Source organism: Microcoleus sp. B3-D2, assembly GCF_036705345.1.
GTDB lineage: Bacteria > Cyanobacteriota > Cyanobacteriia > Cyanobacteriales > Microcoleaceae > Microcoleus.
On record NZ_JAUBUG010000115.1, the window covers coordinates 1 to 12,027 of the forward strand.

The following is a 12,027-nucleotide window of genomic DNA, read 5'->3' on the forward strand; positions in this document are numbered from 1 at the left end:
ACATTTTCGGGTTCTATATTTTTCACTTCGTTCAAGTCAGTTACATCATACCTCATCTTTCTGAGAAAGGCTATATGACCTTTTTCGCTTCGCAGTCAACGGCAGAAGCATATGTTAACTTACTCATTAACTGACCGGCTAAAACGTTTGGCATTTTCCATGTAGATATAATTAATAACATTCAGCAAATTTTTGGAACGGCAACTAATCGAATTAATTTCCGATAAAAATCTGTCTTTTCTTTTAATTATAAACTTTTTGAGTAGCTGGATGACTGTTGAAGTTTAGACAGTGACTTACCCTTCCAGTATATCACACACTACTCTCAATAGTGCGCGACAGACATAAAATTTAATAATTTGTTTTTTCAAACTCGATCGACATCTCGAAAAACTCAAGCCTTCTGGGTCTTTCCACCGGGGCGGATGGCGCTACGCAATTTATATTTCTTCGTAAAAAAAACTAGGTTTCTGGGTGCCGGGACTCTTACTAAAACTATCGCTTTTATTCGCCTTCCAAGCAAGCTATAGCAATCCTTTCGGTAAACGCGCAACGGGCTTTTTTTTGAATTAACGGATGCAATAAGAAGATGACACATTGTTAAACAAAAAAAAGAGTTCGCACAGGATGGGAGGATTGCTATTGCTCTGGATCGGATTAGCTATTGGTAGTTGTTATTTTTAGATTTTACTAATTACCAACTACTCCTTATTAGCGCTTACTGATTTTGTGCTTTTCTTTCTCGAAGTTTTAACAATATTTCTGCATGAACTTCGCGGGTTATGGGATAAAAATATGTAAGAATCATGCCAGCAATTAAAGCAATTGTGGGCAGCGGCCCGATCGCAACTCGAATCGCAAACAGCGCCGAATCTGGCTGTACGGGTGCCGGCTGTCCGGGAACTGTAGATAGAAATCCAGCTCTTTCTAATGCTTGGCCTACCAACCACAAACCCCCTGCCAATCCGATTTTTTGCAGCAGTACCATAAACGAATAGAAAACGCCTTCGCGTCTTTCTCCTGTTTGCAGTTCGTCGAGTTCGATCACATCCGGTATCATCGACCAAGGTATTAGATAAGCCGTGGAAACTCCGACACCTGCCATGACTGCTAATAGGTACATCTGCAATACTTGTCCTGGTTGGAGGAAAAACAGTCCAGCTTGGGCAATAATCCACAAACTCATGCCCATAAAATATACGGCTTTTTTGCCGTATCTCTCGCTGACTTTACTCCAAACAAATAGCATGATTAATGCAGTGCCTTGAACTGCGATCGCAACCAAGCTAAAAACGTACTGTGGCTGTTGCATCCAGTTAACAACAAAGTAGGGAATAATAGTAGCAGTCAACTGCACTCCCAGCCAAGAAAAAAGATAAATTCCAATTACGTACAAAAAAGGGCGATTGCTAAATGCAATCTGCAACTGTTCTTTTAGTGGCAAGGATGTAGAATTATCTAGTTCTGCGTTTTCTAATAGTTGGGCTGCGACGTGCTTGCGAGTTCCCAAAACGCACCAGTACAAAGGCAAGACAGAGATAACTGCACAGATTGCACCTAATACTAAATATTGTTGATTCGGGTTGTTTTGAAATACAGCAAAGATAATTAGAGCTAAGATTAATGAAAAGATGCTGCCGCCAATAGAGAAAGCAAATCGAAAACTATTAAGGCTAGTGCGTTCGTTGTAGTCTTGAGTAAGTTCTGGAGTCAGGGCAGTGTAGGGAAGATTGACAGCCGTGTAGGCGGTGTTGAACAAAATGCTGATCGCAACATAGTACCAAAATAACACTGTGTGATCCGTGCTAGGTACAATCCACTGCAATAAGAAGAATATGCCGAAGGGAATGCCACCATATATTATCCAAGGATATCGGCGGCCCCAAGGGTGAGAAGTACGATCGCTCAAAACCCCCACAATCGGGTCATTTATGGCATCCCAAACCTTGCCAACCACCAAAATATTGCTGGCTAAGCCGGCAGGTAAACCAGCGACATTGGTAAAGAAAACTAGCAGGTAAAATGCTAAAACATTAGCGGTAATTGCCGGGCCGAGGTCGCCGGCACCGTAAGCTAATTTTGTCGAGAGGCTGAGTTTTTGTGTTGCGGGATTGTTGGCTGCTGGTTGAGGCGGGGAAGTGTTGCTCATAAACTTGGATTTCGGGGTTATTTTGGAGATGGGGGCTTTGTAGTAGGAGTATAACTCGCGCTAGACCCGAATACTCAATTTTTTGTAGCGATCGGGACAAGCTTGAAGATTTGGTAATTTATAGTTGGGTAATTGGTAATTGATAGGTTGGTGGGGGCAGGTTTACGAGATTATTTGTCTTAGGCAATTATTCTTAGTAAAACCTGCCCCTACTTAAGGAAAAAGTTGCGAAATCTGAACTTCTATTTCTGGAAAGGCCAGCATTGACAAAACATCATCTTCATTAAATACAGTTTCTTGTCGGTAGTTTGCCTCGCCCGGTTCGCGAAAAACATAAACTTGCCGCGTGTTAACATCAAGTATCCAATAATCAGTAATTCCCGCCTTAGCATAAGCCGGTGCTTTCCGCTTGCGGTCTGTTTCTAAAGTCGTGTCAGCTATTTCTATTAATAAGAAAATATTGTCTGGTGCGGGATGAAAATCTTGGTACAGCCGAGGGTCGATTTGCACTACAGCAATATCCGGTTCTGGTTCTGAATTATAACTTAGAGCGATCGGGTCTTGGATGCGAATTAAAGCAAGTCCTGCCAGCAGATTTCTGAGATAGTCGGCTGCACAGAGATTAGTTGCTGCGTGGGGAGGATTTTTTGCACTCATTGAAATAATTTGCCCGTCAATTAATTCGACTCGTTCATCGGGATTGAGAATGCCTGTTTCGGTCATGCGGCGATATTCCTCTACAGTCCACAAGCGTAAATCTGTTACAGTCATGGCACAATTTCCTTGGGCGATATTATCTATTATCGATTCACATTCTAGTTTTTCTTAAATTACTCGGTCAACAATCTCGATTTAGCTGTAATTGCTCCCACACACCACAAAATGGCATTGACAATTTCCGAGCGCTGAATATCTTCTGCGTCTAAAAAACTTGCAAACTCTTCCTCAATATTCAAATGGTCTGCAAAATCATAAAGTATGCGCTTGTATTCCGTTGGCATCGGTATTAAAGTAGCTTTCACTAAATCGAAAAGCGCGTTCAAACAGTTGAGTATAGTAGCTGACTCGTCACAATCTTCGGCATCGAGCAAGTACAGCGTTTCTGCAATGTCGCAAATAGCGTCTATTTGTGTGGGTGGCTTTCCCACTTCGCTGACATCGATATTGCACAATTGGAGAGCGTTAATCGCTAGTTCTGGACGGGTAAAAAATACAAGTTGACCGCCGGCTACTAAGGGTGGCTCTTGTTCTCCATAGACAATGAGAGTATATAGATTTGGTATTTCGGTGCCGGGGTCGATCCGGAAACCGAACAGCCACAACAATTTTTCTGTATTTGGGTTCGCTGTTTGCAGTGTTGTTGGGAAACTTTTTGGTTCTGACATGAATTTTTAATCCCTATAATACGCTCTTAAACTCGGTTTATATACATTTTTTTGGGAGTTGTGATAAATCTACATATCAACCGGGTTTATAAGGCAAGAGTGCGTAACCTTTTTCCTATAAATTTTGCTGAATTATGTCGCAGCATTCGGCAACAGTTGCTCTTTCTTCCATTGCTGCTACTAGGGCTTCGTAAGCTGATTTGTGGCTTTCGATCAGGTTTTTTGCTCGCAGCAAACCCCAGTTTTGTTTGAGTTGAATTTCGGAAATTGGACGGCGCAGTTGTGTTAAAATTGCACTAATTTTGGTGCGGTCTTCGGCTCCTCCTTCTGCACTGCCGTAAACAAATTTTTCGGCGACTATTCCGGCCATCCACACGGTGCAGTATTGGTCTAAAAGTTGGGCGGAAAGAGTGCCACTTTGGAGTTGAGATGCTAATTGTTCGTCTTCAAATCGGACGCCGCCTTGGGCTGTTTGACCTTGTTTAAATGCTTCCCAAGCATTGAGGGCGTAGCTGGTTACGGGGATTCCCAACAGGTACGCGACTAAGAAGTGTCCGGCTTCGTGGTGAAGGATACGATCGCGCTTTTGTTTGGAAGTTCCCCCCAGCCAATCTAATAAAATAGTACCGCCTTGACCTTGCCACTGGAAACTGTCAAGGGTGGCTAGCCCCAACAGGCAAAAAGTGGCGATCGCAGGTACGGCTTCTGGCAAGTTGAATAGGGGCCCCAACAATATTGAAACGGTGATGGCAAAGATAGAAATAGCGATAATATTCAAAGAAGTGTCTTTCATAATGGGGAATTGGTAACTGGGAATTGGTAATGGGGAATTTGTAATAGGGAATTGGTAATGGGAATTGGTTTTAGAGGTAAACTAAGGTACGATCGCGCGATCGGTTTGGCAGCGTCGGGTCGATCGCAGCACCCGGGACTTCCGACAAAAACACCACCTTCCAGTTTGACTGAAAATTGTCCCTCCGAAGCCACCGATATTAAAAAGATATTAAAATAAATCAAAGTCCAGTAAAAGTGTTAGTGGAATCCTTCATGTCAGTTTTGGCAGCGATCGCAGTTTTAGGTATCTTGATTGTCGTTCACGAACTCGGCCACTTCCTGGCGGCGAGACTTCAACACATCCACGTCAACCGCTTCTCTATCGGTTTCGGGCCCATCCTCTGGAAGTACCAAGGCCCGGAAACTGAGTATGCCCTCCGCGCCTTTCCCCTGGGAGGTTTCGTGGGTTTCCCGGACGACGATCCCGAGAGTACAATTCCCCCAAATGACCCGAATTTGCTCAAAAATCGCCCCGTGCTCGATCGGGCGATCGTCATTAGTGCAGGGGTAATTGCCAACTTGATTTTTGCTTATTTCCTGCTGGTGGTGCAATTGACCACTGTCGGCGCTGCACAAATGAACTTCCTACCGGGAGTTAAAGTCCCGGAAGTTGCCGCAGAAGTCAGTTCGGCCGCGAAACAAGCGGGAATTCGATCGGGCGACGTTGTTCTGTCTGTTGACGGCAAGGAATTGGGGGCTTCCGCCGAAGCAAGCAAATTATTGGTCGCAGCAATCGAAAATCATCCCAACCAACCCCTAGCGTTGGAAATTCAGCGCCAAGAACAAAAATTTGTGGTGACAGTCACTCCTGAACTCTCGCCCGAGGGTAAAGGCCGCATTGGCGTGAAGCTAATTAATAACGGCACTGTGGTGCGGGAGAGGGTCGGAATTGTAGAGGCGTTTAGCAAGGCCGCTACAGAATTTGAGCGGATTGTGGTGCTGACGGTTCAAGGTTTTGGGCAGTTATTTAGCAATTTCAGCCAAACTGCCGACAAGTTGTCCGGGCCTGTGGCGATTGTGGCGATTGGTGCAGGGATTGCCGAATCGGATGCTGCGAGTTTGTTTCAGTATGCTGTGCTAATTAGCATCAATTTGGCTGTGATTAATATCTTGCCTTTACCTGCTTTAGATGGCGGCCAGCTAGCTTTTCTGTTAATAGAAGGACTGCGGGGTACGCCTCTGCCGAACCGCATTCAGGAAAATGTTATGCAGACGGGTTTGGTGTTGTTGCTGGGTTTGGGAGTTTTCTTGATTATTCGCGATACAGCTAATTTGGCTGGGATAGATTTTCGATTTTTGATGCAATAGTAAATGAAGGAAGAGGGAAGAAGGAAGAAGGAAGAAGGAAGAATTATGTCGAGTTTGCCGTTTTCCTATTTTCCTATTTTTTCCTCTACTTTTTTTTCCTACGCAAGCGAGGCAGAGCCTCTGGTTATGGGTTCCCCGGTCGTGCCTGGGAACCAGTTAAAAACAAATAACAAATGACTACTGATTAGTGACTAATGACTAATGACTACTGACTAATGCCTAAAAAGTTAAGTTTAAAACAACGATCGCTCGAAATTCTGATTCGCCTCAAACGCCTCTATCCAGAAGCTCCTTGCACTCTCAACTACGAAACTCCCGTGCAGTTGCTGGTGGCGACGATTCTCTCGGCTCAGTGTACGGACGATCGAGTAAATTTGGTAACGCCGGCTTTGTTTGGGCGTTTTCCCGATGCGGTTGCTTTGGCAAATGCTGATATAGAAGAACTCGAAAGTCTCGTGCGATCGACTGGTTTCTACCGCAATAAGTCTAAAAACATTAAAGGTGCTTGTCAGGCGATCGTCAATAAATTTAACAATCAAGTGCCGCAGCGGATGGAACTGCTGCTAGAATTGCCCGGAGTTGCCCGCAAAACGGCTAATGTCGTTCTCGCTCACGCTTTTGGTATTAATATGGGCGTGACGGTAGACACTCACGTCAAACGTTTGAGTCAGCGGTTGGGATTGACCGAACATACCGATCCTATAAGGATCGAGCGGGATTTGATGATATTGTTGCCGCAGCCGGATTGGGAAAATTGGTCGATTCGATTGGTTTATCACGGCAGGGCGGTTTGTAATGCGAGAAATCCGGTTTGCAATATTTGCGAACTTGCAGATTTGTGTCCTTCTGCTAATATTACGCACGGGTGCGTCAGTGCCGAGGCTAGCAACTAGCATTAAAATATAGAATCTGACGCACCTTACAATTGCTGAAATGAAGAGTTTATAAATGAACTCGATCGGTAGATAGTTTTTTGAGTTTGCTATAATTATTGTCAACAGCTTAATGCTAAGGAAGTAAGTATATGAGTATTGCGATTTCCCTCAGTCCAGAAATAGAGGCACTACTTCGTGAAAAAGCCACTCGGGAAGGACAAGATATTAGCCTTGTTGCTGCCCAATTGCTAACTCGGATATTAGAATGGGAAGCCCGAGACTCTGAAGAAGCTATTGAGGGTATTCAGGAGGGGTTAAATGATTTTGAGTTAGGACGGTTTCGTTCTTTTGATGAATTTGCTAAATCACAGCGCACCAAGTACAGTTTTCCAACAAACTGATGACATATCTCATTGAAATTTCTAGCGTTGCAGAAGCACAAGCGGATAGTGCATTCCTCCTATTATCTCAGATGACATCACCAGAGAAAGCAAGGGAGTGGTATGAGGGATTGTTGAAGGCGATCGAGTCTTTATCAGCGATGCCCAAACGTTGTCCTCTCGCCAGGGAAAATCAATACTTCAGTAAAGAAATTAGGCAGTTACTTTACGGTAAAGGGCGCAACTCATACCGCATTCTTTTCACTATTGCCGAAAGTGAAGATGTGTCTGCAGTTCGCATCCTCCACATTCGACACGCTGCACAACAAACTCTTGGCGAGAACCAGGAGTAGTTCCTAGGGTGCGTCAGCTCGAATTCGAGCAACTGTCGATCGCACAATATTAGCTGACGCACCCTACAAATGAGATAAGTTGTTCTGTGTAAATAAAAATATTTAAAACTAAAGTTATCCAAAAAGACAAAAATATAGTAAAATAGTAGATTGTGATTAATCTAAGGATATCAACAGATTATGGCTAAGAAGAGCATGGTCGAGCGCGAGAAAAAGCGCCAAAGACTCGTAGACAAGTACGCGGACAAGCGGGAAGACCTGAAAGACCAGTTTGACCAAGCTAACAATCAGATGGACAAAATGGCGATTCACCGCCAACTACAACAGCTACCCCGTAGCAGTTCGCGGACCCGCTTGCGGAACCGCTGCTGGGCAACTGGACGGCCCAGAGGTTACTATCGTGACTTCGGACTGTCTCGCAACATGATGCGAGAAATGGCTCACGAAGGTCTTTTGCCCGGTGTTGTGAAGTCTAGCTGGTAGCACGAAGGAAGAAGGAAGAAGGAAGGAAGAAGAAAAAAACTCACAATTAATCGGCAGGATTAGGTTTGGGGTTGATTTTTGTTTCAGACTTATGAGTTAAATTTTCCTCCTTCTTGCTTCACTGACCACAGCATTTATCGATGCCGAGACTTTCGAGTAACAAGTCGCTGACGGCATTGGCGATCGCAAATTCGCCGTAGAAGCTTTTAGAAAAATCATAGGCCTGCATTTCGGTGACGATCGCAATTACGAGGCTGCCCAAGTCGTTTTCCCCTTCCATGCGCTGGCGGACATAGATTTGGGCAGCTCTTTTAGCTATTTGCTGGTTGGCTGCTTCTGGGATAAACTCGGAGTCTAGCCATGCCAGCAGCGTTTGTTGGAGCCATTGACCTTCTTGTTCGGGGTTTTTGGCGGGCGGTAAGGTAATAGGTTCGATGGTTTCAGACATGATTATTCCTAATTGCTAATGTTGACTTTGAAAAGTTAACTGAGAAATGACAACTGATAAATATATGCAATATGATATACCGACAATTATACAAGGATACGCGCAAGGCTATTTCTTGATGGCAAATGACGGGGAGGAGAGTTTGGGGTGGTATTCGAGCCGGCAGCGGGCGCTGATTCCCCTGGATGAAAGATTTACCTATCCGAAATCCCTGCGTCGCCAAATCAATCAAAATCGATTTTCGGTGGCTGTGAACCGCGATTTTGGGGCGGTGGTTGAGGGTTGTGCCGATCGCGAAACGACTTGGATTTCTAAGGAGCTCAAGAAGATTTACTGGGGTTTGTATGAGGCCGGTTGGGCTTACAGCTTCGAGACTTGGTGCGGGGACGAATTGGCGGGTGGTATTTTAGGATTGTCGATCGGCGGTGCGTTTATTGGGGAGTCGATGTTTTACCGAATTCCCGAGGGTTCTAAGGTGGCGATGGTGAAGTTGGTGGAGAGATTGCGCGATCGATCTTATCTGATGTTCGACGCTCAAATGAACAATCCGCACTTGGAAAGATTCGGCGCTTATACTGTTAAAGAAAAACTGTACAAGACTCTTTTGCAAGAAGCTTTGAAGCGCCGCTGTTCCCTATTTTGAAAGCTTTGAACTAATACCGAAAAGCCGCCAGGGAATGAATTCCACGGGGCTTTTAGCTAAAGTCCTCGCTATGAGGACTAAATGAGTTCTTCAGTCCTCTTGAGAGGACTTTAGCTTTGAGGCAGGGAAATCATTCCCTGCCGGACTGCCCGACTCAACGAAAGACCGTTAAATTGACACTAATGGACATTGCCATGTCCTTGCCCGTAGCTAAAATTTTCAGCGTCGGTATAATGTTGAATATTCAAGTTGATCGACAAAAAAGCAATGATAGAAACAGTCAGCGTGATTTTGGGGTTGTTGGTGCAACCTATTTTGACGGAATTGGCTAAAGCAGCTTTAGACGACTACGTTAAAGATTTTTTTAAAGGTTGTATTAAAGATGTTGAAGCACTTGCAAAAAAGCCCTGGGCTAAAAATGCTGTTCGCGATGCCCTGAAATCCTTTATTATATTCTTTGGGCAGGAATTAGAGCGATCGCAGTTAGATAAAAAACAGATTGAGCAATATCTGCAACCTTTAAAACAATTTATCAAACAACCTCCAGTCCGGCAAGTTTTGGGAAGTGCGTTTCAAGCAAATTGTCTGTTTTTAGATACTGCTATCTTAGCTCAGTCTTGGCAAACTTTGACCTTACAACATCCGGTGCGACGGAATTTGCCCACGTTCACTCGGATCGTACCTTCTAATCTTTTTAAGGATCAACCAACTCCCTCGCTGCCCCATGCGTTTAGTTGGGAACGAGTGACCGAAAAATATCTGGAAAGTGTTAAATTAATTAGACAGCAAAATGCGGAACTACGAGAATTTCTCGACAGCCAGAAGCTTGATAGCATAAATCAATCTCTCGAAGCAATTGCTCCGATTCCGGTTGGGTTTGAGCTAGAAAAATATCAAGAAGGACTGCGACAACAATATGAAGATTTGGATTTAGCTAATTTACATATTACGGGTGAACAGTACGAACGACAACTGACAGTTAAAGAAATATTTATTCCCCAAAATGCGCGCTCGTGTCAGGAATATTCGCCGAAAGATTATGAATTACCCAAGGAGATTCAAAAGCTATTGCGGGAACGGGGAGACATTGCCGCCGAAGTCCGTCCCGAAGATTTGGAACGCTACCAGCAAGCTTACACTCAACAGCAAGCTGACTCGGTTTTGAAAGTAATTGGTGATGTCAATTACCCTTATCTAGTCATTCTCGGCGATCCGGGTTCAGGCAAATCAACGCTCTTAAAATACTTGGCGCTCCAGTGGGCAAAACTGTCTCCCAATCAGTTGTCATCTCAACCAATTCACTTACTGATTGAATTGCGAAAGTACAACCGCAGTAGAGATGAAAAAGAGTGCAGTGATTTTCTAGAATTTATGGAGCGCGGTTCTAGTTGGATCGGGCATTTAAACAAATCTAGACTGCACGACTGGCTGCAAGCTGGCCGCGCTGTTGTCATGTTTGACGGGCTAGATGAAGTCTTTGAGGTGCCAAAACGCAATCGTATTGTTGACCAAATCCATAATTTCACTCAAACCTATCCAACGGTGAAAGTGATTGTCACTTCTCGCGTGATTGGTTACCAGCAGCAACGGCTGAAAAATGCCGAATTTCATCACTTCATGCTGCAAGATTTTGAACCGGAACAAATTCAAGATTTTATCCAGAAGTGGCACGAATTGACGTTTACAAACCGCTTGAAAAAAGCTGCAAGTTTAGAACGATTGGATAAAGCGATTGGGGAATCGAGGGCGATTCAAGAGTTAGCTGGAAATCCGCTGTTGCTGGCGATGATGGCAATTCTGAATCGCAATCAAGAGTTACCGCGCTTTCGAGCTAAACTCTATGAAGAAGCATCAAAACTACTGCTGCATAAATGGGATTTTAAGGAAAAAGAAGAGCTAAGAAATGACAAAATTGATCCTCGTTTAATAGATGAAGAAGTCAAACAAAGTATCTGCGGGCGAATTGCCTACAAAATGCAGTCGAGGGAGAAAGGATTAGCCGGAAATATTATTAGTAGCGATGATTTGCGGCAAACTATAGCAGAATCTTTGAGCGGGTTGATGGGAACTGAGGCAACTGCTTGTGCGAAGTTGATGGTAGAGCAACTGCGGGAGCGAAATTTTATTTTGTGCTTCTTGGGTGGATACAATGAGGATTATTTTGCTTTTGTCCATCGCACGTTTTTGGAATATTTTTGTGCTTGGGAGTTGGTGCGGCAATGTAAGAAACAAAAACCGCTTGAATTAGATGGTTTGATTCAAATTTTTCGCGAACACTGGCGAGATGAGTCTTGGCATGAAGTGTTGCGTTTAATGGCGGGAATGCTGGATGCTAATTTTACAGGTGAAATCCTGGAATACTTGATTGGTGAAAATGGAGAAGGAGAAAATTTTAGCAATCTGTTTTTGGCGGCGCAGTGTGTTTCAGAAGTCAAGAATAGAAATGAGATCGCTGCTATTGCTAGTAAGTTGCGCGATCGAGTTAAAGAGTTAACTAAATACGGAAATATCACTGGTTCTAAACCTCTAGAATATTACCGGCGAGTTTATCAAATTAACAGACCAGCAGTAGCAGCAGTTGCAGCCACTTGGAAAGATGACCCAGAAACCTTACCTTGGCTCAAACAACTGGCTCACTCAGACGATGATGGGGATGTGCGAATTGCAGCAGTACAAGAATTAGCAGGGGGGTGGAAAGATGACCCAGAATTATTTGAGTTATTGTGCGACGTTGCTATCAATGACCCCTTCGATCATCGCGGCAAGAACCGTTGGCGTAACCCGCGGCAAACAGCTCTTGCAGCTATGATTGAGTTATATCCCGATCGCCCTCAAACTTTAGAAATCCTCCGCGATCGCGCTCAGAACGATTCTGACGAAATGCTTCACGACTTTGCCCAGAAAAAATTGGCAGAATTAGAACGCCAATGAACGATATATTCGATCGCATATCGCCATTTTTTATAATTTTAGGAGTCGTTGGGTGGGGGCGGGTTTATGAGATTATTGGTTTTAAACATAGATGGTTGGTAAAACCCGCCCCTACACAATTATCAATTACCAATGATAAATAGCGGGTTGAACAATATCTATGTAGATACTGTCTTGACCTGTCAAGGGGTAGCAGTCAAATAATTGGGGTCGAAAGGCTTTTGGGATTTTAAAATCC

General features: G+C 44.1%; 13 protein-coding genes. 8 read left to right on the plus strand and 5 right to left on the minus strand.

Annotated elements, in window-relative coordinates; genetic code table 11:
- Nucleotides 1–718: 718 nt before the first annotated feature.
- The 4 genes from QUB14_RS27015 to QUB14_RS27030 all read right to left on the minus strand — a co-directional run bounded on the left by QUB14_RS27015 (nucleotide 719) and on the right by QUB14_RS27030 (nucleotide 4,327).
- Nucleotides 719–2,149, minus strand: a complete 1,431-nt coding sequence (locus tag QUB14_RS27015) for an MFS transporter (RefSeq protein ID WP_190663007.1) — start codon at nucleotides 2,147–2,149, stop codon at nucleotides 719–721.
- A 213-nt stretch (nucleotides 2,150–2,362) separates the two neighbouring features.
- Nucleotides 2,363–2,920, minus strand: a complete 558-nt coding sequence (locus tag QUB14_RS27020) for a Uma2 family endonuclease (protein WP_190732282.1) — start codon at nucleotides 2,918–2,920, stop codon at nucleotides 2,363–2,365.
- Nucleotides 2,921–2,979: 59 nt separating this feature from the next.
- Nucleotides 2,980–3,534 (minus strand): hypothetical protein, encoded by a 555-nt coding sequence (locus tag QUB14_RS27025; protein ID WP_190732284.1) that lies wholly within the window; start codon nucleotides 3,532–3,534, stop codon nucleotides 2,980–2,982.
- 115 nt (nucleotides 3,535–3,649) lie between these two features.
- Nucleotides 3,650–4,327, minus strand: a complete 678-nt coding sequence (locus tag QUB14_RS27030; protein WP_333221133.1) for an ATP-dependent Zn protease — start codon at nucleotides 4,325–4,327, stop codon at nucleotides 3,650–3,652.
- Between the two features lie 57 nt (nucleotides 4,328–4,384).
- On the opposite strand from QUB14_RS27030, the gene QUB14_RS27035 reads away from it, so the two are divergent.
- From QUB14_RS27035 to rpsN, 6 genes are all read left to right on the plus strand, one after another.
- Nucleotides 4,385–4,546 (plus strand): hypothetical protein, encoded by a 162-nt coding sequence (locus QUB14_RS27035; protein ID WP_333221131.1) that lies wholly within the window; start codon nucleotides 4,385–4,387, stop codon nucleotides 4,544–4,546.
- A 35-nt stretch (nucleotides 4,547–4,581) separates the two neighbouring features.
- Nucleotides 4,582–5,676 (plus strand): RIP metalloprotease RseP, encoded by a 1,095-nt coding sequence (rseP, locus tag QUB14_RS27040; protein WP_333221129.1) that lies wholly within the window; start codon nucleotides 4,582–4,584, stop codon nucleotides 5,674–5,676.
- A 215-nt stretch (nucleotides 5,677–5,891) separates the two neighbouring features.
- Nucleotides 5,892–6,569, plus strand: a complete 678-nt coding sequence (gene nth / locus QUB14_RS27045; protein ID WP_333221127.1) for an endonuclease III — start codon at nucleotides 5,892–5,894, stop codon at nucleotides 6,567–6,569.
- 131 nt (nucleotides 6,570–6,700) lie between these two features.
- Entirely contained in the window at nucleotides 6,701–6,952 is a 252-nt protein-coding gene (locus QUB14_RS27050) for a hypothetical protein (protein ID WP_333221125.1), read from the plus strand.
- Complete coding sequence (locus QUB14_RS27055) at nucleotides 6,952–7,284, plus strand: type II toxin-antitoxin system RelE/ParE family toxin (protein ID WP_333221123.1); 333 nt, start codon at nucleotides 6,952–6,954, stop codon at nucleotides 7,282–7,284. The genes QUB14_RS27050 and QUB14_RS27055 overlap by 1 nt, the downstream gene beginning before the upstream one ends.
- A gap of 180 nt (nucleotides 7,285–7,464) precedes the next feature.
- Nucleotides 7,465–7,767, plus strand: a complete 303-nt coding sequence (gene rpsN, locus QUB14_RS27060; RefSeq protein WP_006633844.1) for a 30S ribosomal protein S14 — start codon at nucleotides 7,465–7,467, stop codon at nucleotides 7,765–7,767.
- Between the two features lie 118 nt (nucleotides 7,768–7,885).
- Here rpsN and QUB14_RS27065 read toward each other — a convergent pair whose 3' ends face one another.
- Nucleotides 7,886–8,215, minus strand: a complete 330-nt coding sequence (locus QUB14_RS27065) for a hypothetical protein (protein WP_006633845.1) — start codon at nucleotides 8,213–8,215, stop codon at nucleotides 7,886–7,888.
- Nucleotides 8,216–8,261: 46 nt separating this feature from the next.
- Between QUB14_RS27065 and aat the strand changes: the two genes are divergently transcribed.
- Both aat and QUB14_RS27075 read left to right on the plus strand, forming a co-directional pair.
- Complete coding sequence (gene aat, locus QUB14_RS27070; RefSeq protein WP_445251870.1) at nucleotides 8,262–8,858, plus strand: leucyl/phenylalanyl-tRNA--protein transferase; 597 nt, start codon at nucleotides 8,262–8,264, stop codon at nucleotides 8,856–8,858.
- Nucleotides 8,859–9,125: 267 nt separating this feature from the next.
- Nucleotides 9,126–11,789: an NACHT domain-containing protein gene (locus tag QUB14_RS27075; RefSeq protein WP_333221121.1), complete on the plus strand. Its 2,664-nt coding sequence runs from the start codon at nucleotides 9,126–9,128 to the stop codon at nucleotides 11,787–11,789.
- Nucleotides 11,790–12,027 lie beyond the last annotated feature (238 nt).